This window comes from Arthrobacter sp. Soil_C_49 (assembly GCF_057656635.1).
In genome coordinates this window covers 178,970-202,775 of record NZ_JBDGJZ010000007.1, presented here as the reverse complement: position 1 = coordinate 202,775, position 23,806 = coordinate 178,970, and the positions used below count along the sequence as shown (strand labels likewise).

General features: G+C 59.9%; 20 protein-coding genes and 3 pseudogenes. 6 read left to right on the top strand and 17 right to left on the bottom strand.

Annotation, left to right across the window (positions count from 1 at the left end):
- Window positions 1-223 precede the first annotated feature (223 nt).
- On the bottom strand, window positions 224-1,309 hold the full coding sequence (locus AC3A4Z_RS13485) for a DUF8462 domain-containing protein (protein ID WP_498712002.1): 1,086 nt from the start codon (window positions 1,307-1,309) through the stop codon (window positions 224-226).
- 128 nt (window positions 1,310-1,437) lie between these two features.
- Here AC3A4Z_RS13485 and AC3A4Z_RS13480 point away from each other — a divergent pair, with 128 nt between their 5' ends.
- Window positions 1,438-2,181: a hypothetical protein gene (locus AC3A4Z_RS13480; protein WP_498712001.1), complete on the top strand. Its 744-nt coding sequence runs from the start codon at window positions 1,438-1,440 to the stop codon at window positions 2,179-2,181.
- A 720-nt stretch (window positions 2,182-2,901) separates the two neighbouring features.
- On the opposite strand, the gene AC3A4Z_RS13475 is transcribed toward AC3A4Z_RS13480, so the two are convergent.
- From AC3A4Z_RS13475 to AC3A4Z_RS13465, 3 genes are all read right to left on the bottom strand, one after another.
- A complete protein-coding gene (locus AC3A4Z_RS13475; RefSeq protein ID WP_498712000.1) occupies window positions 2,902-3,072 on the bottom strand; it encodes a hypothetical protein in 171 nt (56 codons plus the stop codon).
- 530 nt (window positions 3,073-3,602) lie between these two features.
- Window positions 3,603-3,935: a hypothetical protein gene (locus AC3A4Z_RS13470; protein ID WP_498711999.1), complete on the bottom strand. Its 333-nt coding sequence runs from the start codon at window positions 3,933-3,935 to the stop codon at window positions 3,603-3,605.
- On the bottom strand, window positions 3,932-4,789 hold the full coding sequence (locus AC3A4Z_RS13465) for an alpha/beta hydrolase fold domain-containing protein (RefSeq protein ID WP_498711998.1): 858 nt from the start codon (window positions 4,787-4,789) through the stop codon (window positions 3,932-3,934). Before AC3A4Z_RS13465 ends, AC3A4Z_RS13470 begins: the two co-directional genes overlap by 4 nt.
- Window positions 4,790-5,385: 596 nt before the next feature.
- Between AC3A4Z_RS13465 and AC3A4Z_RS13460 the strand changes: the two are divergent.
- From AC3A4Z_RS13460 to AC3A4Z_RS13450, 3 genes and pseudogenes are all read left to right on the top strand, one after another.
- Window positions 5,386-6,135, top strand: a pseudogene (locus AC3A4Z_RS13460) (NAD(P)-dependent oxidoreductase); the annotation flags it as partial.
- Between the two features lie 302 nt (window positions 6,136-6,437).
- The gene (locus tag AC3A4Z_RS13455) at window positions 6,438-6,875 is read left to right on the top strand and encodes a hypothetical protein (RefSeq protein ID WP_498711997.1); all 438 of its coding nucleotides are present in this window, start codon (window positions 6,438-6,440) and stop codon (window positions 6,873-6,875) included.
- Between the two features lie 31 nt (window positions 6,876-6,906).
- Complete coding sequence (locus tag AC3A4Z_RS13450) at window positions 6,907-7,155, top strand: hypothetical protein (RefSeq protein WP_498711996.1); 249 nt, start codon at window positions 6,907-6,909, stop codon at window positions 7,153-7,155.
- Between the two features lie 532 nt (window positions 7,156-7,687).
- Here AC3A4Z_RS13450 and AC3A4Z_RS13445 read toward each other — a convergent pair.
- Window positions 7,688-8,560, bottom strand: coding sequence for an SDR family NAD(P)-dependent oxidoreductase (locus AC3A4Z_RS13445; RefSeq protein WP_498711994.1), 873 nt, complete (start codon window positions 8,558-8,560; stop codon window positions 7,688-7,690).
- 403 nt (window positions 8,561-8,963) lie between these two features.
- On the bottom strand, window positions 8,964-11,144 hold the full coding sequence (locus tag AC3A4Z_RS13440) for a cytochrome P450/oxidoreductase (protein WP_498711993.1): 2,181 nt from the start codon (window positions 11,142-11,144) through the stop codon (window positions 8,964-8,966).
- A 136-nt stretch (window positions 11,145-11,280) separates the two neighbouring features.
- Here AC3A4Z_RS13440 and AC3A4Z_RS13435 point away from each other — a divergent pair, with 136 nt between their 5' ends.
- Complete coding sequence (locus AC3A4Z_RS13435) at window positions 11,281-12,207, top strand: LysR substrate-binding domain-containing protein (protein WP_498711992.1); 927 nt, start codon at window positions 11,281-11,283, stop codon at window positions 12,205-12,207.
- Between the two features lie 89 nt (window positions 12,208-12,296).
- Here AC3A4Z_RS13435 and AC3A4Z_RS13430 read toward each other — a convergent pair.
- Window positions 12,297-13,418, bottom strand: a pseudogene (locus AC3A4Z_RS13430) (IS30 family transposase).
- Window positions 13,419-13,661: 243 nt separating this feature from the next.
- Between AC3A4Z_RS13430 and AC3A4Z_RS13425 the strand changes: the two are divergent.
- Window positions 13,662-14,341: pseudogene (locus AC3A4Z_RS13425) on the top strand (DDE-type integrase/transposase/recombinase); the annotation flags it as partial.
- 581 nt (window positions 14,342-14,922) lie between these two features.
- Here AC3A4Z_RS13425 and AC3A4Z_RS13420 read toward each other — a convergent pair.
- The 10 genes from AC3A4Z_RS13420 to AC3A4Z_RS13375 all read right to left on the bottom strand — a co-directional run bounded on the left by AC3A4Z_RS13420 (window position 14,923) and on the right by AC3A4Z_RS13375 (window position 23,458).
- Complete coding sequence (locus AC3A4Z_RS13420; protein ID WP_498711990.1) at window positions 14,923-15,675, bottom strand: SDR family NAD(P)-dependent oxidoreductase; 753 nt, start codon at window positions 15,673-15,675, stop codon at window positions 14,923-14,925.
- A gap of 382 nt (window positions 15,676-16,057) precedes the next feature.
- The gene (locus AC3A4Z_RS13415; RefSeq protein ID WP_498711989.1) at window positions 16,058-17,011 is read right to left on the bottom strand and encodes a VOC family protein; all 954 of its coding nucleotides are present in this window, start codon (window positions 17,009-17,011) and stop codon (window positions 16,058-16,060) included.
- 780 nt (window positions 17,012-17,791) lie between these two features.
- Entirely contained in the window at window positions 17,792-19,306 is a 1,515-nt protein-coding gene (locus tag AC3A4Z_RS13410; RefSeq protein WP_498711988.1) for an NAD-dependent succinate-semialdehyde dehydrogenase, read from the bottom strand.
- A complete protein-coding gene (locus tag AC3A4Z_RS13405) occupies window positions 19,303-20,073 on the bottom strand; it encodes a carboxymuconolactone decarboxylase family protein (protein ID WP_498711987.1) in 771 nt (256 codons plus the stop codon). The genes AC3A4Z_RS13410 and AC3A4Z_RS13405 overlap by 4 nt, the downstream gene beginning before the upstream one ends.
- A 117-nt stretch (window positions 20,074-20,190) precedes the next feature.
- The gene (locus AC3A4Z_RS13400; RefSeq protein ID WP_498711986.1) at window positions 20,191-20,322 is read right to left on the bottom strand and encodes a hypothetical protein; all 132 of its coding nucleotides are present in this window, start codon (window positions 20,320-20,322) and stop codon (window positions 20,191-20,193) included.
- Between the two features lie 61 nt (window positions 20,323-20,383).
- Entirely contained in the window at window positions 20,384-20,806 is a 423-nt protein-coding gene (locus tag AC3A4Z_RS13395) for a GntR family transcriptional regulator (RefSeq protein WP_498711985.1), read from the bottom strand.
- A gap of 33 nt (window positions 20,807-20,839) precedes the next feature.
- The gene (locus AC3A4Z_RS13390; protein WP_498711984.1) at window positions 20,840-21,730 is read right to left on the bottom strand and encodes an NAD(P)-dependent oxidoreductase; all 891 of its coding nucleotides are present in this window, start codon (window positions 21,728-21,730) and stop codon (window positions 20,840-20,842) included.
- Window positions 21,727-22,131 (bottom strand): carboxymuconolactone decarboxylase family protein, encoded by a 405-nt coding sequence (locus tag AC3A4Z_RS13385; protein ID WP_498711983.1) that lies wholly within the window; start codon window positions 22,129-22,131, stop codon window positions 21,727-21,729. The genes AC3A4Z_RS13390 and AC3A4Z_RS13385 overlap by 4 nt, the downstream gene beginning before the upstream one ends.
- A gap of 2 nt (window positions 22,132-22,133) precedes the next feature.
- The gene (locus AC3A4Z_RS13380) at window positions 22,134-22,538 is read right to left on the bottom strand and encodes a cupin domain-containing protein (RefSeq protein ID WP_498711982.1); all 405 of its coding nucleotides are present in this window, start codon (window positions 22,536-22,538) and stop codon (window positions 22,134-22,136) included.
- Window positions 22,535-23,458: an NAD(P)-dependent oxidoreductase gene (locus tag AC3A4Z_RS13375; RefSeq protein ID WP_498711981.1), complete on the bottom strand. Its 924-nt coding sequence runs from the start codon at window positions 23,456-23,458 to the stop codon at window positions 22,535-22,537. The genes AC3A4Z_RS13380 and AC3A4Z_RS13375 overlap by 4 nt, the downstream gene beginning before the upstream one ends.
- Window positions 23,459-23,806: the final 348 nt, after the last annotated feature.

Sequence of the window (23,806 nt, the reverse complement as noted above, 5' to 3'; positions counted from 1 at the left end):
GTTGCCGGGCTTGCTTGGCGTGCTGCTCAGTGACTTGAGTGGCTGTTGCAAGCTGACCTGTCACATCCTGATCACGCCGACCACTCGGCATGGGTGGCCGACCTAACCTGCTCCGATACGCCTTTAGACCCTGCTTTCCTGAACATCCCCGTCGTGAACCGGGCACGGCTGGGCAGTTCTACCTTCGGGAAAACGTCACGAACGGATGGACTCGCCTGTCAATCTACTCGCGGAGGTACTGGCGGAGTCCGGGGATTGCGAAATCCACTTTGCCGTAACCGGCGGACTCGATCAGGCCCGCGGCGATGAGCCTGTTCCGGTATTTCGAAACGACGTTGGGCTTGGCTTTGAGGATGGCGCCGATCTGGCCTGCTGCAGAGGGCCCATCCTGGGCGGCCATCGCATCGAGGAACTCGCGATCTCTGTCCGAGATGTCCGACAGGGCTGACTCGACGACCACTAAGGTGTTCCGTCGTTGGGCGGCAGCGATTCCACGCTGAACGCTGGCCTGATCCAGTTTCCATCCTGCCTTGTCGGCTTCCAGCCATAGGTAGTAGCCCACCAGTTGGATCAGGAACGGATACCCTTCCGTGGTTTCGGCGGCCTTGGTGACGAGGTCGGGGGAGATGCTAATGCCTCCCTGGCCGAAGAGCTCGCTGTACGATGCGGTGACTTCCGCGATGGCGGCTTCATGGAGATTGATCCTGTCAGCCCGCCGCAGGAAGGTAGCAACGCCTTCGTTCAGCAGGTCGGACACGGCCGATGGCAGGCCGGCGAAGATCAGCCCGATGGGCAGCCCGTCGCGGATGAAGTGCTGGACGTCGGCAGCCAGCTGGGCGACTTCCGCCCTGTCGACGGCATGGATCTCATCAATGGTGATGATCAGTCCTGTGCCCTTCGCGTCCAGCAGGCGGAGCAGTTCGTTCCCGGTCCGGCGCCAGTCCAGGGCCCGTTCCGGAGGGAGTTGGGTTGTCAGTCCGAACCCTGCGGCTGAAAAAGCGGTGATCTTCCGGGATGGAGGCCCATCACCGAGTTCGTCGAGGAGGCGGAGCATGTCATCGCCCACCCCGGCGAGGAAGCCTGGCGTGGCTGTCCGGGAGATCACGGCCCACCCGTGATTCCGGGCGATGCCTTCGGCTTCGCTCAACATAACCGTCTTGCCGATGCCCCTGGAGCCGGTGATGATGGTCAAGAGCCCGGGCGCGCCGGAACCCTGCTGGAGACCGTACTCGAACTCGTCCAGCAGCCCGGCCCGCCCCACCAGCTCGGGGGGCGTCGCTCCGGCCGTCGGCTTGAAGGGATTCTGCACCGCACCTCCTGGGTACAAGTAGGTGAAACTAGGTGAAACTGGTGAAAGTGGTGAAACTCCTGCCACGATAGGCCAGCCTCTCGACCAGAAGCAAGGCGGGCCAGGGGGAGGCGGTAGCATCGGGGGCCATGACCGGGGAAGAGAACTACATCGAGCACGCGCTCCACGTTGGCGAGGAGTTGACCGGCCTCAGCCTGGAGCAGCTGGGTTTCGAACCCCGGCTGGAGGACCTGGCAGAGGACCAGCGGAACCGGTTGGACGCTGAGGACCTCGAATGGATGAGTTCGATCTCGCCGGAGCAGCGCGACCCGAGCCTGTTCCAGGCAAATCTGCTGGCCGGCGCCCTGTGGGAGGCCTCGGCCGTCCTGATCGACCAGCTCTTCGAGGATCTCAACGGCCTGCTGAGGCTTGACCGGATCGACCGGCAGGACATCGCCAATACCTTCGTCCTGTCCGGACTTCCACCCCGGCAGGCCGATAAATACGATGTCCGGTTCACTCAACAGTTCCTCGTCATCGCCGCGGACATGACCGGGGCACTGAGCCGCGGATGGACTCGCCCGTCCTGCGTGGCCCAGGAACTGGCGCTCCGCTGCCTTTTTGACCAGGTCGAGGTCATCCAGGATCTTTACGACCTGGACCTTCCGGATGACTGGCGGGGCATGCTGGAAGAGAACATGCTCGAAGACACTGACAGTGAGATGCTCTACCAAAATGCGATGGACGGCTTCGAAGGCGACATCGGACTGAACATGCAACTGGGCTTAGCACCCATGAAAATCGAGGACTGGTTCGAGCCCTTCAACGACGCCTCCGTCCCGCCCTACGTGCGCTCAAACCCCCGCCGTCTGCCACGGCTGAAACGGCGATAACCTGATTTCGTCTCTCCCGCTTCACAGGTAATCCTCAGGTTCACCGGCACATAATGGACCGAAGCTCCGGTCAACCGCTATTTGATTGGAGCTTCGCCAATTCCGGACAGACGGGCCGAACACTTGGCGAATGGCTGCTGTTTACCAGGTCCCGAGGGCAGTCCGAGGGCGTCGCCGGAGGGCTCCGGGGGAGCCCCTCTCAGCGCCAGCTTTACATAAGATTCACTATCGGCTCTTTAAAACGCCCGGGGGAGAGGCTCCCAAAAGCGCTCTCCTTTACCTCCCGATAAGAGTTCTTTCGGCCGGCGGCGGGACGGCGCCCGGAAGAGCAGCCTTAACAGGATAACGTGCCGAGAAAACGCCAGCATGAACGGCCAACTCGTCCCACATCAACACGTCCCGCTGCCAGTCTGATACAGGCAGGGGTAGTGCCTGCAAAAGGGCTCTTCTATGGATCCTGAGCGACGTGGGCGGCATGACCGAAACCCAAAGGAACCTTGGAAACCGGGCCCTTTGGGGCGCGCTCCTATACGTGAGGAATTAGCCTCCCGAGAGGCTAGTTCCTAAACGCGGGTGCCGCTCCGCTGGTTCTCCAGTGATCAGTACACCTGCATGCAGCGGCTTCTCCAGCGTCTCCACCGCTTTCTCATTCCGTCCGACTCGGTCTGGCAGGATGGGAGCAGCCTCGATTCATGGGAGTTGCCCGCAGAATGGCGCTCATCAATGCTGTTGCCGGATGAGGCCGTAGGGAACGGCCGGGTGTGCCCGGACAATGTAGCTGCCGGCACCAGTCCGTGTCACCAGGACACCCATACGGTGGTGCGCCGCAGTCTTAGTAATGACAGCTATGGCCTCTTCCAAGGCCTTGTCCACCTCCTTAGCCGTTGTCACGTTCACTTCCACCATTCCCGGCAGTCGCTCCCCTCTTCCGTGGTCAGAGCCGGATGGAAGCTTGATTGGTGTTTTCCTGTCTGTGACGTCCATCAATGCCATTCCTGTTTTGGGGTTCTTGTACTTTTAGACGAGGCGGGCCGTCACGGCTTGAGGCAGTTCGGTGACGGAGGTGCCCAAGCGAAGGGTGTACTCCCGCGGTTCTTAAGTCCGGCCGTTGGTCCAGTTGGCCAGAAGCCGGGTCGGGACGGGGGTGAAGGGATGAGCAGGCGGACAGGAGGGTCAACCTGTTGAGTCGGGCCTTTCGGTGTGGACTTGGAGCAAACCCGTTTCCAAACCTCGCATGCTGGCGCGCGGCCTCAGGTCAGGGCGCGGCACCCCACGTGGGATGCCTTCGTCGCGTTGGGCACGTCCGACTTCGCCCTGGTACCAGATCACGCCGCGGGCCGTGTACAGTGCCACGTGCTTCAGCCCGGAACTCCGCGGCAAGGCGATCGAGATCGAGCCCGTCCAGACTCGAACGGTACTCCTCAAGCCATACCCGCCCCTCGTTGTCCTCCAGGTACTCTTCCCCCGTTCACGCGCACGCGGGTGCCGCCCCAGTTGCAGCCGACGATACCCACCGGGACGCCGAGGGAGCGCTGCAGCTCGGCCGGGAAGTAATAGGCCGGGGCGGAGAAGTAGGGCAGGTCCTCTCGGGTGCACGGCCGCCAGAAGCCGAACCGCGAGTAGTCCTTCTCCTCCAGCTGGCCTTCACTGGGCGGCCGGGCTCGCCTGTGGCCCAGATGCGGATCTGTTTCTGGCGCTGGAGCACCATTCGATCCCCCAAAGGGACGTCCTACCGTCAGTACGTCGTTACTCACTCGTTGACCCAGGCCAGTATGCTCGCCACCGTTCTTGATGCCCCTGGTACCTCGGGATGGTTCAAGTAGCCATGAACAGTGTTTGGCTCCCGCAGCATAGCCACATGGTTGCCAGCAAGAGCCAGCTCGGCGGCGAAGTGTTCCCCGGAAGTGCGCAAAAGATCGCTGTCGGCGTTGATGATGAGTGTCGCTGGCAGGTTCGTCAGGTCGTGGCCTCCAGGGAATGCGTAAGGGCTGTCGCCACCCGGCCCAGGGGCATAGTTGTTGATGATCAGCTCGATGATTTCCTGAGGAGTCTTCGGCCGAGGAGGAAGTGCGTCTACTTTTGCCCGCAGTCCAGCCGACGTCGCGGGGAGCGTTTTATGCAGTAGCGGGTAGACCAGTGCTAGCCGGGACGGCGAAGTTTCCTGGCTATCCCGCTGTCGGAGGGTGGCGCCCGCCGCAAGGTTGGCGCCAGCGCTGGCACCGCCCAGTGCCCAGGTGAGATGCTCGGTGTCCGGGGCGCGGGTTACCCAGTTCAGGCATGCGGAGATCTCCTCGGACGCGACGGGGAAGCAGAAGCCCTCTGCCGACGGGTTCCTTGGTGCACGGGATATTACGCCATCCATGGCGGGAGCGAGCCGGTAATCCACCGTGACGGCGCAGAGACCGTTGTGGGCCAGTTCCCGGGCGACCCAGTCACTTTCGGGCATGTCAATGTCGCCGGACGCGAAGCCGCCTCCGTGGACCCAGACGATGCCGTGGCTGACCTGGTCGCCCTCCGGCGCGTAAAACCGGACAGGGAGGTCTCCATAAGGTCCCGGCATGATGGAATCACGGACATGGATCGGCGAGACGATGTCATAAGTTTTCACTGGCTAAATTCCCATCTAAGAGGTGTTTTGGAGGCGAATCCGACGGGCTGGTTGGGGGCATGCCTCGGGGCCGGAGGCAAGTCAGTCCTTAAGCTCTGCGCATTCTACGGGTGAGGTATGGGTGATGGCGGTTAAGCCTTTCCTTTGATCAGATCTGCCAGCGGTCACCCCGGCATGGGGAAAGTGTGAGTATTTGTCTCGTGCGGATCGTGCCACCGTGTCGATCTCACTCCACCCACCAGTCGGCCTTGAGGTGGGTATCGATCACGGATGACCTCACGTGGAGCGTGTAAGACCTGGCTCACATTCCCATCCCTCCTCTCCCGAGTGGGCGGACCGGCGTTCGGGGATCGTCATACGTGTGCGCAGGGCAGAAGTTCCTTGTAGGTCTGGTTAATCTGTTCTCCGACCCTCCAGGGGGCCTTAGCGAGCTACGGAGGCTTTCTGTTTTGAAAGTTCTGTCTCGAAGGCGATCAGGTCGGTTTCCAAGGCGGTGTTGTCGAAGTCGATGGGCCAACCTGCAAAGAGTCTCAGTGTTGATGGAGCCGCTCATCATTTACGTATGTGACACCGTGGGCGCCCTCAGCCAGGCCGAGAATCTGAAGTTCGTCCAAACACAGTCCACCGGCTACGACGGAGTCATCAGCGCTGCCGGACCTGCAGCTGCCGTTGCAACGGCGTCAGGAGTGCACGCTGCGGCAACAGCGGAACTTGCCATTGGTCTGGTACTCGCGAAACTACGTGGCATCGACCAAGCCGCCAAGGACCAATTGACGAAACGCTGGCGCCCCGAGCGCCGCAAGTCACTCGCTGACCGCAGAATATTGCTCGTGGGCGTCGGCGGCATCGGCCAGGAGATAGCTCGGCGGCTTGAACCCTTCGAAGTCCACATCACCCGCGTGGGCAGCAGCGAACGAACTGACGGGCACGGAAAAATCCACGCGCCGGCCGCCCTGCCTGAGCTGGCACCTACACACGACGTCCTCATCGCCGTCCTGCCACTCAACGACCACACCACACCACCTCCTGGGTGAAGAAGTCCTCGCCGCACTGCCCGATGACGCGCTTGTCGTGAACGTAGGCAGAGGAGCCGTGGTCGATACTGCTGCCCTAACCAAAGAGGTACTTTCCGGGCGCCTTCAATGTGCCCTGGACGTCATAGATCCCGAACCGCTCCCCGAAGAGCACCCACTATGGACGGCCCCCAATGCCCTCGTTACCCCCCCCACATCGGTGGCAACGCATCCGCCTTCGAACCCAGGATCGTAAAACTTCTGAAAGAACAGCTCCAGGCGCTGGCAAAAGGTGAAACCCCAACAAACCTCGTGCAGCGCGGCCCTTTCTGATGCTGCCTCAATTGCTGCATCCGTATCCAAGGCGCCGCTTCTTACCCTGCCTCCAGGATCTGTTCAAAGCGCGCTTACTCAGGTCGGGTTGAACCACACCCAACCGGACGAAACAGATTCCTTCCGGGTAGCCACCTGCATCATGATGCAGGTGGCTAAGGGAAGTCCTTACCCACTGCTGCTTATGCGAAGGGTGACGACCCTCCCACTCAGCGCCTGGGGTAGCGAAGAAAGCGGCTCCGTGCTGAGGAAGTAAACGTCCCATCCGATCAGGCTGGGAAGCATGGTTCAGGAGCAGAACAATGAAACCCAGTACTCAACGACGGCAGCTCGCGGGCGAGGACAAGCGCTTCCTTCTCCCTTGCCTTGGGCCGCCGCAGCACTTCCCGTCAGAAATTGTTGTGGTGGTCCTTGGCGTGATGTATCCAAGTGTTCTCCCCCAGCCTGTCGACGCTGCCACCCACCTTGATCTGGCACTTCCATCTCTTGGCTTAGACAACCCTCGGCAAAGCGCGGATGTTGTCTTTTACGATCCGCTCACTTCCCAGCGACATGGTGACGAGGCTTCCCCCGCCTTGAAGTATGGAAAAAAATACAAGGGCACAAGGTACGAAAATCGTGCGGAGGCCCAGAAAGCTGTCGCCCGCGATCTGACGTTGCTTTCTTTAGCGAAAACGCGGGTGGCCACCAGATCTCAGCTGCCATCACTTTCAGGCACTACTCAAACTCTCCTTGAGTGATGTCCGCGGAGAAGGAATCAAGGATGACTCCATGACGCCACTGTCCTTCGAAATCTTCGATTGGAAAGGGCTCAGACCGGGTCATGAGATTGAAGTGCTCGATGATGGTCTGGTCATTGCACGAGGAGAAGTTGAATACCTTTCTTTGGATCAAGGCATCATTCGACTCAAGCTCTCCTATGGAAGAGGTAGACGAACGTACCGCCGACGGGACGGTTGGGAGGTTCGTACTGTCTGCCAGGAAACGCGAGCCCAGCCGGAGACGGGCACCACTCCTTAGCGGCAGTTCCCTGGGCGGCTGATGTCGTTGCTGAAAGCCAGTCGTCCTGCTGCACCTGCCATAAGACCCCCGTCCGTTCCGATACTCCTCGCGATCATATCCGCACCGGAAAGGCTGGCGTCCGAAGTGAGACTGATGCTGGAATACAACCAACCCGAACGAGATCAGGAAGCGGAGCACCACACGGAGCCTGTCCTGCCTACAGAATCACGATTAATGCCGTTAACTCCATCTTGCGTAACTCCAACTATGAGGGTTGGTAGTGGTACTGCGGTGCTGGTTCGCTTCAGATTTCTTCCTCGTACCAGCCAATCCACGCCCCGGATGTAAGCTTGACATTTGGGGAGGGGAATGTTATTTCCCCCTCCGGCTTGTCGCAGCCACTGGGGTCCATCAGGGCAGCCAAGTGCTTCCACACATAAATCACGAATAATTCCTATCCAAGCGTTTCCACGCAACGGCCAAACTCTTCGTGTTGTTGATACCGGACGTCGGAAGCGAACGCGGGCCGCAAAATGATTGCTGTTATCGGTCATCGTCTTGCCCTCTTCTGGGCCTCCTCGACTATCACCTCTGCACGCCCGTGCACAACGGCGGAGGTAATCTCTGGGTGGGTAAGTATATAGAGACGCTCGTCAAGAAGAGCGTTGATCACGTCCAAAGCAACTTGGTCTGGGTCTATGGATGTTGAAGCCTGGCGTTTGACCAACTCCGCCATTACTTCTTCCCTGAGCTGGCTGCCTGCAGTAGGTGGAACATCTCCAGGGCGGTTCCGTTCCGACGCTCCCATATGTGTATGGACCGGCCCAGGAACGAGTACTGATGCTCGGAGGGACGACCCCTCAGCTCGTAGCTCCGCGTCGAGGGTCTCTGTAAATATAAGGATCGAAGATTTTGAGACTGCGTACGGTCCCATGGTTGGGGACGCTCCGATGAGTCCAGACAATGAGGAGGTGTTAATGATATGTCCACTCCCCTGTGCCCTCATGAGCGGCAGAAAGACGTTGCAGCCGTTCAGGACCCCGCCAAAATTGACTCCAAGAACCCAACGCCACGTCTCCGGAGAAAGGTCCTCGATACGTCCCCCGCTCTCGACGCCTGCATTGTTGCAAAGCACGTCCACGGATCCGAAGGTCTTAATCGCCACGTCCGCAAGGCTTTGCACTGAACTCGCGTCAGAAACATCGCACTGAACGCCAATTACGTCTCCAAGAGGCTCTAATTCTTTGACGCTTTCATTGAGCGCGGACTGCTCTATGTCGGCAATGGCCACTTTCATTCCTGAAAGCAGGAATTGGCGTGCTACCGCAAATCCGATTCCGCTAGCACCGCCGGTTACAACTGCTACTCGATCTTTTAGCTTTTCCAAGAGCATCCTCTTTTCCCTTCTCGAATTCTCGTACATGACATTTTTAGGATGACGACGGCCGTAAGTCTCCATGCAAGTTCCCGCGTAAGACGGTCAGGTCACTCTTTTCGACAGCAGCAACGTGCTCGACGCTGTCAGTGAGACCGATGATGTCCGACGGAAAACTTCCCTTCTCAGGCATTACGAGGCTATCCATGTCGGAGAACCTCCGCTGCTAGGAGCTCAACGCGGCGACCTCCAACCCCTACATCGGCGGGTCTCATGGGAGGAAGCTGAGGCCATCCCTACTCCGACGGCCAGGCTCAGGGCACCTAGCCTTCGCGCGGCGGTTCATTGACCGTTGCTCTCGCACGCGGGCCAGGACTTGGCGCCGGCCCAGTAAGGACGAGTCACAGGTGAACGGCCACCATCCAAATCGATCTTGGGCCTTGCCTCGTCCTCAAAGGTCGAGCGTCAGGGACGGTGTCTGTGCCCGGGAAACGCAGATCATCATGCGAGAGTTGGTTGCGCGTTCATCAACATCCAGAACGGAGTCCCGATGGCAGGGACGGCCAGCAATTACCGTGGTCTCGCAGGTTCCGCATACACCTTCGTGGCAAGAACTAGGCGCAGGGATTCCGGCATCCTGTAGCACATCGAGAATGGACGAATTGGCAGGCACCGACAACTCCCTTCCGCTCCGTGCCAGCTTCACGACGAAGGCCTGCGTTTTCATCGGTTGCTGCGTTTTCGCTGCGAAGCGCTCGATTTGTAAGGAGGCCTTTGGCCACCCGTCAGCGAGTAGTTCCAAGCCTCTTAGGAGCCTGTCCGGACCACATGCGTAGACACTAGTGCCTGGGGTGGGCACTCTGATCAGCTCGGCCAGATCCGCCGTGCCCAACTCGTCGTGAGCCCATATAGTGACCCGTGCTCCGTATGGCACCAGTTCATCCAAAAAGGCCATCCGCCGACGACTTGAGCCGAGATAGAGCAGTGACCAGTCGGAGCCTGCAATCGCAGCGGCCTCTATCATTGGCAGGATAGGCGTTATGCCGATACCACCGGCAATGAAGACGTAGCGGTCTGCCGGGCGGAGTCTGAAGTTGTTGGCGGGTGGGCTGGCCTCAAGAACGTCGCCGCGTTGAATGCTATCGTGCAACGCAAGCGACCCGCCGCGGCTGGCACTGGTACGGAGAACCGCTACTCGGTACCGGTCTGCGGGCCCGTTTAGAGGGCCGCAGAGGGAGTAGTGGCGTTCGAATCCCTCCCCGAAGCGGAGGGGTAGATGAGCTCCGGGCGTCCAGGTCGGGAGCGGTTGCCCATCAGAACTTTCCAGCTCCAAAACCACTACGTCCTCCGTGGCTTTCCAGCGGTCTGACACTGTAAGCGTGAGGGCCCCTGACCTAGGCCCCGTGCCAGGACAATCAGCCTTTTGTGTCGGCCGTGACAACCGTTCAGAGTCCCAGACCACATTTAGTTCACCGAGCCCACGGAAGGTCCAACCGGTGAAACGCGCATTGGCAGGGTCGGCTGCACGCAGTCCCTCTAGCCGGGAGTACAGCAAAGGCCAAGCGACGTCAGCGACCGCGGTTTCGGCTACCCAACGGCCGGCACACATGTGAGTGCCGGCGCCGAACGCGAAATGCGTTTGGTCCTGACGGTAGATGTCCATCTCGTCCGCCTTTGGAAAGCGACTGCCGTCCCGATTGGCGGACTGGATGCTCGCGCTGACCAGACTGCCCCCAGGGATAAGGACTCCTCCAAGGGTGACATCGCGGGTAGTGATACGGGAGATGGCGCCAACCGGGGAGAGCCAGCGGGCGATCTCGTTGAAGGCGGATGGAAAAAGAGAAGGATCGGCTATGAGATCCCGGAGTTGTTTGGGGTGGCGTGTGAAAGCCCAAATTCCGCTGGTGAGCAAGTGCTGTGGTTCGTTAATCCCGCCTGCGACAGCAAGCTTTACATTGGCCCTAATGGCCTCTTCCGGAAGGCCGGCCTGGACCATGGCAGCGAGGATCGACTGGTTGGGGGTGCTGCGTAACTCGGGCAGCAGCTCATCGAGGAGTTCGTTAAATTCGCGGTTGGCGTCTTCTGTTCGGCGCCAGATTGCGGGATCGTTGGCTGCGTTGGCGGTTGCGTCGATAAACGCTTGGGACCACCTTTGGATATCTGGCCATCGGTCAACTGGTAGACCGGCAAGGGAGGCCAATACGCGAGCAGCATAGGGCTCAGCAAAGTCAGCATTTAGGTCCGCGCCGGGACCCTTGAGTACAAACGCCTCCAATTGGTCCTGAGCAAGGGCTTGGAAGACTGGTTTCCAAACCTCCTTCGCAGCCCTGACCCGCAGGGTGGGATTGATCGCACGTCGCTCGACCGCGTGTTCAGGATCGTCTTTTCTGAGCATCGTGGTCCCCATGGCACGATTCATGCGATGGCCTTCTTCGGTCGCCGAGAACAGGTGGGGCGACAACTCTATAAACTGGCAATTTTCGAAGTCGGACACCAAGTACCGGCTGACGGCGGGAACCCAGGCGACGGGCATTTCCGAACGAAGGCGTTCGAAGACGGGATAGGGGTCGTTCTGCAGTGCTTCAAGAGTGACCCAGTCGGCGACGGGCGTCGATTGTTGGTGGGGACGCATACGGGAATCCTTTTTTTGCGAGGTTTAACTAGCGGTCCCTGAACTCTGTCGCGGGCTTGCCGTATTCCAGTCTCTCTCGTGCGCATTCATTCGAAAAGCACTTTATTCAGGCTTACAATCCCTATAATTTCGAGGTATGCACCCTGTCTACACGTTCAAGCAACTATCTGCTTTCGTCGCCATCGCCGAGGCGTCCACGATACGGCAGGCGGCACGTCGCCTTCACGTCTCTGAATCTGCTCTGTCTACGTCTCTGGATCAGCTGGAGAAAGCGCTAAAAACTCAGCTGTTCGTGAGGAAGAAGGCGCATGGCGTCGTGTTGACCCCGAGCGGACGCCACTTTGTGGAGAGGGCCTCTGCGCTCCTGCGGCAGGCCGCCGCATTGCAGCAGGAGGCGGAGGGGTCCGCCGCAACCCTCGTTGGCCCGGTCTCCATCGGGTGCCCGCACGGCTTGGCACCTACAGTGCTGCCCCCTATTTTTGCCGAAGTGCGTAACCGACACCCTGGCATCGAGGTGACCTTCAAGCTGGGCTACCGGACGGAGCTGCTCCCGTTGCTCCTCGGCGGCCGGCTCGACTTAGTCATTAGCCCAGAAGGGGACGAGTTGGATGGGGTAAAGTCACGCAGACTCTATGACGCCCCGGTACAGGTCGTCCTTCCTTCAGCCCACCAGCTTGCCGAAAGGTCGGCGCTAACTGTTCTGGACTTGGTCACTGAACCAATGGTCTTGCTGGACGTTCCTGAAAGTACTAAGAACGTCCTCCAGATATTCGATGAGATCGGCGAGAGACCTCTTATCGCAATAAAGTCTGACAATTTCGAACTCGTACGCTCCCTTGTAGGGCGCGGCTTTGGCTATACCCTGCAAGTCCAGCGCCCTCACGGTGACCGGACCTACGAGGGCCTGCCCCTCGCTATCCGTCCATTACGGCCAGCACGCTACAACGAGGCCGTTAGCATTTGCTGGGCTGAGGCCATACAACCATCGCATCGGTCCCTGGCCGTAGTCGACTGCGCCGTGAGGCAATTTGCCCCACACACTACGGGTGACACAAGCCCATGATCAGGGGGTTAACGGCGCTGGTGTCAGCGATGGTGGTCGAAAAGTGAGCCATTTCGTGGGCGGAGGATTCCAGCAGTCGTTGCAACAATTTATGGTTCTACTGCGGGTGAAGACAGTCTAGCCAGACGTTCCAGAGGACTCTGCCAGCTTAGGATCTCGCGTGGGCGCCGGTTGAGTGAGGTGTTCTGGACTGTGGACACTCAAGTCAGTGCCTTTCGGGAAGTACTGCCGCAGCAGGCCATTGGTGTTCTCGTTCGAACCTCGCTGCCATGGACTGGCGGGGTCGCAGAAGTAGACGGGAATGAGTGTGCGCCGGGTGAAATCTTGATGGCAGGCCATTTCGGTGCCCTGGTCCCACGTCAGGGAACGGCGGAGATGGGCCGGAAGTGAACCCATTGTGGTTGCCAGCCGGTCGCGGAGATTTTCGGCACCGCGGTTGCCTGCCAGATGCACGAGGACAATAAAGCGCGTTGTCCGTTCGACTAACGTACCGATGGCAGATCGGCCACCTTTTCCAATGATTAAGTCCCCCTCCCAATGCCCAGGTACTAATCTGCTGGTCCCTTCGGCTGGCCTGTCCGGATCATGACCACGTCGGGAAAACGCTTCGTCCGGTGCTCCTTCCGGCGGCGAGGCCGGCGACCGGTCCGCCCGCTTCGGAGTGTGATAGCCGGATCCACCGCCAGATCCAGGCTTCCGCGCCCGTACAATGCCTGATACACGGTCTCAGGCACCACGTGCATCTCCGTTTGTCCCGGGAATTCAGCGCGTAAACGGTTGCTTATCTGGCGGGGACTCCAGCGTTGCTCCAAGTGTTCCTTAATAAACTCGCGCAGGACCGGGTTGCCGGCGATTTTTCCGGTGCGCTGCCGGCTCCGTCTGCGCTCGGCACTCCGCTGAGCCGTCCGCGGACGGTAACTACCCGAGGGCTCATGAGTGTTCCGGCGAATCTCCCGGCTTACCGTCGATGGACTCCGTCCGAGCTCCCTGGCAATGGCACAGATGCTCCGGCCGCTATGCAACAGGTCTGCGACCGTGATCCGTTCCAACTCCGAGAGAAACCGGGCGGAGATGACCGTCGGCCTCCGGAGCGAGATAGGAGCGTACTTCCTGATGTCTCCGGACTTGAGAACGACGGTGTGGCCGTGCCGCCATCGGGTACCCGAACTACGGCTGATTCCCACGATCCGGCAGGCTTCGGAATTGCCCATTCCCTGTTTCATCAGCTGATCATAATGAGCACGCGCAGCGTTCTTCGGAGGCGCTCCCCGGGACCTCCTCCGCCTTTTCATCTGTAAGCGGCCATGAAAAACTGCCCGTAGGCGTCCACCGAATTGCCCGCTGACGGCCAGTAGAACTGCCCATCGGTGGTCATGAGATCTGCCCACTTCCTTACTGAACCTGCCGCGTCTTAAGCGGCGGGGGCCTCTCCCCGGGATTGACCGGATCGTTGCCGCGCTACCGCGGAGCTCACGGGCTGTTCGCATCACACGGTTGGCAGGCATGTCGCCCCGCGGGACGCCGGCCGGCCTATCGCCGAGCCTGCGCCGCGGCCCCGGGTTACGGACGCCTACCTGCCCCAGATTGTGGAATGGATCGAGGCGTCCAAGGGACGGATCCGGGCCGACAAGGCCCATGAAGAGCTAATCGGGATGTGGTTGCAGTTCGACTTCGGCGACGGGCCACGGATCGGCGGAATGAAAACCATCTTGTTTGTGGCGTGGCTGGCCTTCTCAAGGTTCCGGATCGTGATCCCGTTGCGGGACCGAACCGCGCCGAGCGTGTTCGCCGCGCTGGACCGCTGCTTCCGGATCCTGGGCGGCGCACCGACCTATGTCCTAACCGATAACGAGAAGACCGTGACCACGGCCCATGTTGCCGGGGTCCCGGTGCGAAACCAGCGGACCCTGGACTTCGCCCGCCACTACGGGATGCGGTTCTGACCTGCCAGCCTGGTGACCCTGCCACGAAGGGAGGGGTTGAAGCCAGCGTGAAACTGGCCAAGGCAGACCTCGTTCCTACCAACACCAATCTCCGGACCGGCTACGCCTCCTTCGCCGAGCTCGAGGCCGCGTGCGAGGAGTTCATGACTGAGGTGAACAACCGTGAGCACCGGGCGACCCGGCGCAAACCGCTCCTCCTTTCAGCCGTCGATAACCCGAATTGACCTCAGCCGTGGACGGAATAGAGTCACCACGGCCAGCTTGGCCGAGCTAATCACGTTGGCGAAATCTTTATGGTCACCTGGCAGGGCGTTGCGAACTAGCAGGGAATCTAGCAGCAACGGCAAATTCAGGTCAGACCGAACTTGCGAGCCAACGTATGAACACAGATCTTAAAGTTTTCATTCGCCGACTGCCCCATTCAACCCCTTGCCGACATGGAACAGTGGTCGCCCACTCCTAGCGAGCAGGTGGCCACTGTTTTGTCAAGAATGTCGTGCGGCCCAAGCGGGAGGCACTCAAAGATTGATCACTCAAAGTCATCTCCGACGAGCACCTGTCGGAGTGGCCTTTCGCACGGGCTTCCAGAGGTGCTTCCGCCAATCGGCCGGAACTAGGTGATTGAGGACCAGGGTCTTCACAATCGACCGCCCGCAACATGTCCTACGTGCTCGATGGTGGTGTGGCATTCAGGAGATGCTGATGAGTACTGTGCTTTTCAACAGGACTTACCCGTGATCTTCAGCAGGGCGTTGGACGGTGGTGACGGCAGCTACTGGGCTGAGAAGCCGCCATCAACCAGATGTACGCTGCCTGTAATGAAAGAGGCCTTGTCAGAAAGCAGGAAGGCGATTAGCTCGGCTACTTCATCAGGTTTCGCCACACGTCCGATCGGGTGAAGCCGAACGATAGGGTCCCAGTCCTCTTCGCTCAACATGTCAAGGAGCGGAGTCCGCACATAACCAGGTGCAACAGCGTTAACGCGTATTCCTGAAGCGCCTACCTCGAGAGCAGCAGTCTTCGTTAACGCCGCGACACCATGCTTACTTGCGTTATAGCCTGACGTCATCGCTTGCCCATTGATCGAAGTAATCGAGCCCATGTTGACGATGGCACCGAATCCCTGTTCGGTCATCTGTGCGAGCTGGCTGCGCAGACCGTAGTAGGTGCCCATGAGATTTACATCTATTACATGCCGCCAATGGGCGGGGTCGCTGGATACGATAGGCGCGTATTCTCCAGTTACGCCGGCGTTATTAACCGCCCAGTCAAGTCGCCCATAGTTATCAAGCGCAGTCTTAACGAGATGCTGGGCGTCTTCAAGACGGGATATGTCCGAACGAACCGCAAGCGCGGTGCCCCCGTTGGCGTTGATATCAGTTACGGTCATCTCTGCACGATCGGGGTCAATGTCCCCAACGACAACGTATGCGCCCCGCGCGGATAGAACATGCGCAACGGAAGCGCCGATACCCGAACCTGCACCTGTAACCAGGGCCACGCGGCCGCTGTATTCTAAAGTCATTCTGTCCTCAGTTGTTAGCGTAGCTTCATGGTGGGAAGCAGTGCCCTATGGGCGGCACTGGATGAAGCGGGTCGTAGACCATGAGTGAGTAATGTCATTTGTCGCTGAAAGTCGATCTTGACTGTTGTGTTCAACAAACGAAAGGTGGCAGCGATACGCAGAGCCTGCTACCCGATTAGCAACATGTCCTTTGACGGCTGCGCATGCCCTGAAGACGATCCTATGGTTGTGTTGTTGGTTCGCCGGAGGCAGGTGTAGGTGCAGGGTGTGATCCTTCGAGAGTTTCCGGTGCTGCAGGACTTCAACTGTGCGTACAGTTCGCGTTTGGTGGCGCCTTGGGCGACAGATTATTGGTTAAGTCGACCGCTTTCGCCCATACCGCTCAGCTCTTGATCGGTTCCAGCTGTGCCATGATCGATGCGCGCTGGTCCTCGAAGTGCGGCGGGAGCATGAAAGACTTGCCCAGTTCTTCTGGGGACTCGTCGCAGTCCCAGCCACCCTCGTTGTGAGTGACTGCAAGCTCAAAGAGCGCACCGCCAGGCGTCCGCACGTAGTGGGATTTGAAGTAGGTACGGTTCTTCAGTTCGGAGATATCGGTATACCCGGCACCTTCAATTTCGACCTTGATCTCATTCTGGTTTTCGAGGTTGTCTAGATTCCAGGCGAAGTGGTGGTAAGTTCCGGCTCCATATCGCCACGTACCTTGGTCATCAGTTCGGTTTCCCGTCAGCTCCACATAGTTTCCAAATTGATCGTCGCCAATTTGGAAGCGTACACGGTCGCCTTCTTCCTGAATGTTTCCCTTTGCAGAGAACACGTCTTTTGCGAAATCGATCATACGGTCATGGTCGTAGACGTGAACGCCGGTGCCGTGAATGCCGTGAATCGCATTTTCAGCAGAGACACCGTTGCCCGTGAAGCCTTGGCGGGGGTCTCCTTCATTACCGATGAGAACGTATTCGATGCCGGATGGGTGGCGGAAGTTGACCCGCCTTTCACCAAAGACCTCCGTGTTCTGAGTCTCAAAGTCGTGCTGCTGAAGACGCTCGTCCCAAAAGTCCAGTGAGCCTGAGGGGACAGAGAGGAAGACCTCACGAGCCTGATTAGTGCCTCGTGATCCGTAAACGCCAGCCTGAGCCCACGGGAACGTTGTTACAACTGAAGAAGGATCGCCATTGGCGTTGGAGTAGTAGAGGTGGTAAATCGGGGTCGTTCCGTCGTACAGGACTGTCTTCTTGATGAATCGCATTCCTAGGACTTTGGTGTGAAAGTCTACGTCCTCTTGGGCGTGTCCGACCGAAAGCGTTACATGGTGGGAACCAATAACGTAAGCCATTGCTATCTCCTTTGGTATCAATGAATGCCAGCGACAATATGGGCCGTGATGAAGTTCAGCACGGGTGAAGTCAAGGCTTGAATCTACGTCAGATCGTCACACAATCTTATTGTATGCCCAGACCAGGTCAAGTGATTTCGGCGAGTGACGACCGATTGGTTGCGCCCGGAGCGGCAAGGACCAGCTTGCCGGACCATCGCTGGGGCTCCCGGCATGAGGCCTCAGGAGGGTGATGGAGAGGACGCATGTTCAGCTTCCTAGGCCTGGACGAACTTTTGAATGTCAAAGAATTTGAGAGTGGCAACAATGGAATGACTGATGCCTGGTCGGTCGGTCTCCTAGCAAAGCTCCCTTGGAGCAGGCTCTAAGTAGCACTACCTGCCGGTCCGGGTGTGGTGAGAGAACTCTGCCGAGATACTCTGCGCCGGAGCAGCGCTCGCTACACACGAGATGCACCCGGAGCAAAAAGTTGCGGTTAGCTGCGAGAACGCCCGCCTCCGAGGACTTCGGACGTTCTAGCAGCTCAGGCGGACTAGCCAGCAATGCTCGGCACGTGCCCGTACGGGCTGTGAACCCCGTGCCGGGGGTGAGAGGATCCGCCTTCCTGCAGCAGTTACTTAAGTCGCGGGGCACGGGTGAGCCAAGCTCATATTGGCTCATCAATACGGCCACGTTGGAGGCGGCCTGGCCGCAGTGACGCGAGCTTTGAAGAGCCGCCAGTGCCTTCGAACTGGCCCGAGGGGAGTAGAAATGTGTTCTTCCAGGCAGTCAGGTCGATAGCTACCCGGTGTAGGGGTCGGCGATGCCGATGTACTGGGTGTAGAGGTATTCCTCGATGCCTTCGAGGCCGCCTTCGCGGCCCAGGCCGGACTGCTTGACGCCGCCGAAGGGTGCGGCGGCGTTGGAGATAACGCCGGCGTTCAGGCCCAGCATGCCGGTTTCGAGTTTTTCGCCCATCCGGATGCCGCGGTTCAGGTCCTTGGTGAAGACGTAGGCCACGAGCCCGTATTCGGTGTTGTTGGCCAGCCGTACGGCGTCGTCTTCGCTGCTGAAGGTGGTGATCGGGGCGACGGGGCCGAAGATTTCCTCGGACAGGATCCGGGTGCCCTCGGTGACGCCGGAGAGAATGGTGGGCTGGTAGAAGTAGCCCGGGCCCTCCACCGGTCCGCCGCCCACAACGGCCGTGGCGCCGGACGCAACGGCGTCGGAGACCAGTTCGTGGACCTTGTCCCGGCTCTTGGCATCGATCAGCGGACCCACCTTGGATTCCGGCTCGGTGCCCCGGGCCGTGGTCATCTCCCGCATCTTCGCGGCGAACTTCTCCGCGAACTCGGCAGCGACCGATTCGTGCACGATGAACCGGTTGGCCGCGGTGCAGGCCTCGCCCATGTTCCGCAGTTTGGCGAGCATGGCGCCGGCGACGGCGGCGTCCAGGTCGGCGTCTTCAAAGACGACGAACGGGGCGTTGCCACCGAGCTCCATGGAGGTGCGCAGCACTGTCTCGGAGGCGTCGGAGAGCAGGCGGCGGCCCACCTCCGTGGAGCCGGTGAAGGAGAGCTTGCGGAGCCGGGAGTCCTTGATCAGCGGGCCCGTGGTGGCGCCGGCCGTGGAGGTGGGGATGACGTTCAGGACACCGGCGGGCAGGCCGGCTTCCATCATGACGGCGGCGAACAGCTGGGAGGTCAGCGGCGTGAGGTTCGCGGACTTCAGCACCATGGTGCAGCCGGCGGCGACTGCGGGGGCGATCTTGCGGGTGGCCATGGCCAGCGGGAAGTTCCACGGGGTGATCAGCAGGCACGGGCCCACAGGCTTCTTCGTGACCAGCAGCCGGGACTTGCCGTCCGGGGAGACCGAGTAGCGGCCGAAAGCACGGACAGCCTCTTCGGAGAACCAGCGCAGGAACTCGGCACCATAGGTCACCTCACCCCGCGCTTCGGCCAGGGGCTTGCCCATCTCCATGGTCATCAGCAGCGCGAAGTCCTCGGCCCGTTCGGTGACCAGGTCAAAGGCGCGGCGCAGGATTTCACCGCGTTCACGTGGTGGGACCTTCGCCCAGGACTCCTGCGCGGCAGCGGCGGCGTCCAGGGCCGCGGCACCATCTTCAGGCCCGGCGTCGGCAATGCTCAACAGCACCTTGCCCGTGGCCGGATCTTCGACGTCGAAGGTCTTGCCGGAAGCGGCAGCCCGCCACTCACCATTGATAAGCAGGCCGGTGGGAACAGAGGCCAAAAGGGCGATTTCCCCCTTCGCGGAGGCAGTAGGCAAAGCGTTCGAAGTCATGGTTTGGCTGGTCATGATGGAGCCTGCTCTGCTTCGAATGCGGCGATTTCTTCGAGGATGATCGGGGCAGCCGCTGTGGCTGCATGGATGCCGATAACGCTCGCTATTTCAAGCACTTCGACGATTTCCCCTATGGTCGCCCCGTAGCGAAGGGCATTCTCTATATGGAGTTTAGTGCCCCTCTCGTAGAGATGGGTCGCCGCGATGTCGAAGGCGATATAGATGAATTCTTTAACCTTTGGCTCCAGCGGACCGTACTTCCATGAGGCCGAGGAGAACTCTGTGTACGCCTCGAGGTATTCGGGGTCTAGCGCGAGGATGTCATCCCACGTCTTGTTCCAGTACCCACGGTTCTCAGTGAATTCCTGCTTGACCTGCAACTGATAATCGCTAAGAGGCTCTTCTTTCCGCAATCCAGCTTCGTCCAGAACCTCGCACAGGATGGGAATACCCACGTTCATCGCGTGGACCCCGAGGGTGCTGGTCAGTTCCACTACTTCCATGATTTCCGCAGAGGTGGCACCCAAGCGGAGGGCGGCACGTACATGCTGGCGGACCCCGGGAAGGTACATGTGAGTGGCGGCGCTGTCGACGGCAATATAGATGAATTCCTTGACCTTGTCCTCGAGCTTGTTCTTTTTCCACGGCACTGAAGACATGGAGAGGTACCCGGCCAAGAACTCCGGGCTGAGTGCCAAGATCGCCTCCCAAGAGTCGCTCCAGGTTCCGCGTATGTTGATAAAGTCTTGCTTGATTTGTTGCTGTCGATCTGTCAGTTCCACAATTTTCCTTCCTAGAAAACCCAAGACGGAGCACGGCAACGAAACGATTCGGAGCGGCTCGTTTTTGGCAGAACGGGTGGCGACTCTCGTCGCGTCGGTTGTTAATACAGTGAGGTGTCAGTCGTCGAAATCGGCGAGTGCGGTGAATGCGGCACGTTGGACGTGGGCGGCATAAAGCTTGGTGGCGAGTGGGGCGTCACGGCTGGGCACTGCAGCGGCGATCGCTTCCATTTCTTCGACCGCTTCCATGGCTCAGCCGGGGTGGGAAAGGGAGGCGGCCCGCAAGACGTGCACCCGCGCCTGGATCTGTTCATTGAAACTGGCGGAGTGGTTCGCTCCGGGCCCCAGCGATCAGGACCCCGTAGATGCCGTCCTTTGCGGTGAGTACCGACTGCATGTCCCGGAGTTGTTTCGGCGTTTTGGAACGGTAATCGGCGATGGCGGCTTGGAGCTCCGCAATCTCAGCACCGGTTGCGCCTTCAATGAACCTTTGCACGATGAGCGGTTCCAGACAGGCACGTATTCCGTAGAGGTCCCTGGCTTCTGAACGGGTGGTCCTGGAAACTCCCAGTTGTTCCATCAGTTCCCGCTCGACGAGACGCTGCCCTGGCTTGAGGTGGAGTCCTATGATCGCGGATCGCAGCCTGTCTGCTACTTGTTCTCGCACCGGAACTGCCGATCGACCCGGCGGCTGCCGGTCCACCCCTTGAGCCAAGGAGTTGGTCCCAATCATCGTGTTTCTTCTTCCAGAACGATCCGTGCAGTCCTACCGGCGGTCGATTGCAGACTCCTCTGACGCTGCAGCCACCCAACGTGCAATTTCAGTGTGGTCAGCGTCGTCGGATAGTTGTTCTGCCGCTTCCTGCCAGAGTTGGACTGCCGCGTGGCTGAGCGTGGCTGATGCGTTGAGCTGATCAGCAAGATCCACAGCAATCTTCATGTCCTTGAGCATCAGCTTCAAGGCGAATCCGGAGTTGTACGTTCCCGGAAGGATGAAGTTGGGCCACTTGTTCTCAGTGGAGCCGCTCTTCCCGCTGGAGCCGTTGACGATCTGAAGGAGCAGTTCAGGATCGATTCCGAAACGTTGCCCGACCAGGATTGCCTCGCTGCTGACGAGTAGGTGCGTCGCGGACATGAGGTTGTTCAGGGCCTTCGCCGCGTGCCCCGCCCCGACATGTCCTGCCCGGCGGACTGTCCCGAAAACTTCAAGGAGCGGCTCAGCCAGGGCCAGGTCGTCATCGCTCCCGCCGGCCATGACAGTCAGTCTGCCGTCCTCCGCGCCTTTGACTCCGCCCGAGACCGGTGCGTCTACAAAGCGGACGCCCTGACGGCCCAGCCGCTGTTCGAGTTCCCTGCTGCGCAGCGGCTCACTGGAGCTCATGTCAATTACCAAGGTGCCAGCGGTAAGGGCGTGGGTGACATCGGGGCTGCCGAGGACGGACTCTACGACCGCGGAGCTGGGCAGCATCAGGATGACTAGGCCGGCACCGGCCACGGCCGCGCCTGGGCTTTCGAATGTCTCCCCTCCAACGGCTGACAGTCCCTTACGGGCGTCTTCGGAGAGGTCGAAGCCGCGCACGGTGTGGCCCCGGGCGACGAGGCGCCGGGCCATGGGAGAGCCCATATTTCCGAGCCCGATAAAGGCAACAGTCGTCATGGAGTCTCACTGACCTTGAGTTCGTTGAGGACCTTTTCAGCCACCCGGAACGATTCGAGCGCCGCCGGAACCCCCACATATATGGCTGTTTGCATGAGAACTTCCTGGATCTCCTGCTCTGTCACCCCGTTGTTGATCGCGCCGCGGACATGGACGCCGAGTTCGTGCGAGCGGTTGAGCGCCGTGAGCATCGCCAAGTTGATGAGGCTGCGGCTGCGCCGGTCCAAGCCCTCCCGCGTCCATACTGCGCCCCAGCAGTACTCTGTGACGAGTTCCTGGATCGGTCGACTGAACTCGGAGACCTGGCCTAGCGACCGTTCGACGTGGCTGACACCCAGGACTTCTTTGCGGATCACGAGCCCGTCGTCGTAAGTCTGTGAGTGGCTGTCGTTGCTGTCCATGATTATTCCTTCCGGAGTTCTGCGGTCTTGGTATAGTCCGATTCCCCGACGGGCTCCGCCCATTCGGTCACCCCAAGGGAAATCGCGGTGTGCGTCATAAAAGAATCTGCTGCGGCCCCATGCCAATGTCTCTCGCCAGGCGGACACCACACGGTGTCTCCGGCGTTGAGCACTCGGGGAGAGTCCTCGCCGTCGGCTTGAATCAGTCCCCGCCCCGCGATGACCTGCAGGATCTGGCCGTTCTCGTGACGGTGCCAGAATGTTCGGGCTCCGGGCGTGAAATTGACGGTGTTGATCGTGACACCGTCAGTAGCGGCCATTGTCAGGTAGGGGTACGCGGTGCCGGTGAACTGAGAGCCAGCCTTGCCGGCTGTACCGTCCTGCGCCGGGCCGTTGATGATCCTCATTGCTGTTCCATTGCGGGGTCGGAGGTAGCGGCTTCGAATAGCCTTACGCCACCGGACACGTCGCCGAGCGCGTCCACTACCGTATTACTGATCTTTTCGGCGTATCCCATGGCATTGGCCAGACCGAAGCTGGCGAGCGGGCCTGCAGAATTTGGGCTTGCAACTCCCAGATCCCCTGCCAGCTCAACGTAGGCCAGAACGTCTTTCATCATCAGTGCATTGGTGAGTCCACCCTGCAGATAATCGCCTTTGATGATCTTCGGGAAGCGGTTGAGCGACGCAAAGCTGACACCCGAGCTGTTATTGATGACATCGAGCAGCACTTCCAGGTCAAGGCCAGCTTTCTTGCCAGCCACCATGGCTTCGGCCGTGGCAGACAAGGTGATGGCATTTAAGAAGTTGTTGATGAGTTTGGTGGTGTGCCCCGCCCCGGAACCGCCAGTGTAGAAGATCTTGCTTGCGAAAAATTCGAGTGTCGGACGGGCCTTTTCAAGGACTGCCGCGTCACCGCCTACCATCAGCACCAAGGCCCCCTTTTCCGCGGCCGCCGCTCCTCCGGAGATGCCGGCATCCAAATAACTGGCACCGGAAGCCGCGACCTTTTCGGCGATCATGCGGGTGGACGCTGGGGCCGAGGTGCTGAGGTCGACGACGATCTGACCGCCACGGAGGTGGGCCAGCACGCCGTCATCGCCGAGCATAACGGCCTCAACGACGGCACTCTTGGGCAACGACAGAAGGAGGATGTCGGAGCCTTCCACTACGGCTGCGGCGCTCCCGGCCGGTGTCGCACCGGCTGCGGAAATATTGACCGAAACGGGATCGTGGCCGAGCACCTCACGTCCGGCCTTTGTGATGCAGGTTGCCATGCGGCCGCCCATGTTGCCAAGGCCGATAAACCCGATGCGGAGTTCGCTCATGATGCTGTCCTTTGAGAATGATGGTTGTAGGCGGCTTCGTCTAGTCGGGCGGTTTCCCATCCCCTACCGACGTGAGCGCCTACGGTAATAGAGATCGAGGCACCGCCGTTGGCAGCGAGTAATGCCTCCATGCCCGGGTGCAGGTAGTTCCATACGTCGAAATCGCTGGAGAGGTTGTCGGCAATGCTGGACCTGCTGCACTTTGATCGGGCAACTGCAGCTGAGGAGTCGGGGTCGAAGTCAATCAGGACCACTTGGGACCGCGTGTCGGCGGTCCCTTGGCCGGACGCCCGTCGCGGACTTCCGGCTGCACCTGCCACGCAGGAAAACTTTGCCGTCTGGTCGCTG

What these genes read in the sequence shown, in the direction of transcription:
- AC3A4Z_RS13375 (WP_498711981.1), bottom strand. Translation starts at nt 23,458, where the DNA reads ATGAGCGAACTCCGCATCGGGTTTATCGGCCTTGGCAACATGGGCGGC.
- AC3A4Z_RS13400 (WP_498711986.1), bottom strand. Translation starts at nt 20,322, where the DNA reads ATGGAAGCGGTCGAAGAAATGGAAGCGATCGCCGCTGCAGTGCCCAGC.
- AC3A4Z_RS13385 (WP_498711983.1), bottom strand. Translation starts at nt 22,131, where the DNA reads ATGGACAGCAACGACAGCCACTCACAGACTTACGACGACGGGCTCGTG.
- AC3A4Z_RS13420 (WP_498711990.1), bottom strand. Translation starts at nt 15,675, where the DNA reads ATGACTTTAGAATACAGCGGCCGCGTGGCCCTGGTTACAGGTGCAGGT.
- AC3A4Z_RS13445 (WP_498711994.1), bottom strand. Translation starts at nt 8,560, where the DNA reads ATGTACGAGAATTCGAGAAGGGAAAAGAGGATGCTCTTGGAAAAGCTA.
- AC3A4Z_RS13455 (WP_498711997.1), top strand. Translation starts at nt 6,438, where the DNA reads ATGAAACCCAGTACTCAACGACGGCAGCTCGCGGGCGAGGACAAGCGC.
- AC3A4Z_RS13440 (WP_498711993.1), bottom strand. Translation starts at nt 11,144, where the DNA reads ATGCGTCCCCACCAACAATCGACGCCCGTCGCCGACTGGGTCACTCTT.
- AC3A4Z_RS13480 (WP_498712001.1), top strand. Translation starts at nt 1,438, where the DNA reads ATGACCGGGGAAGAGAACTACATCGAGCACGCGCTCCACGTTGGCGAG.
- AC3A4Z_RS13450 (WP_498711996.1), top strand. Translation starts at nt 6,907, where the DNA reads ATGACGCCACTGTCCTTCGAAATCTTCGATTGGAAAGGGCTCAGACCG.
- AC3A4Z_RS13415 (WP_498711989.1), bottom strand. Translation starts at nt 17,011, where the DNA reads ATGGCTTACGTTATTGGTTCCCACCATGTAACGCTTTCGGTCGGACAC.
- AC3A4Z_RS13395 (WP_498711985.1), bottom strand. Translation starts at nt 20,806, where the DNA reads ATGATTGGGACCAACTCCTTGGCTCAAGGGGTGGACCGGCAGCCGCCG.
- AC3A4Z_RS13410 (WP_498711988.1), bottom strand. Translation starts at nt 19,306, where the DNA reads ATGACCAGCCAAACCATGACTTCGAACGCTTTGCCTACTGCCTCCGCG.
- AC3A4Z_RS13380 (WP_498711982.1), bottom strand. Translation starts at nt 22,538, where the DNA reads ATGAGGATCATCAACGGCCCGGCGCAGGACGGTACAGCCGGCAAGGCT.
- AC3A4Z_RS13390 (WP_498711984.1), bottom strand. Translation starts at nt 21,730, where the DNA reads ATGACGACTGTTGCCTTTATCGGGCTCGGAAATATGGGCTCTCCCATG.
- AC3A4Z_RS13435 (WP_498711992.1), top strand. Translation starts at nt 11,281, where the DNA reads ATGCACCCTGTCTACACGTTCAAGCAACTATCTGCTTTCGTCGCCATC.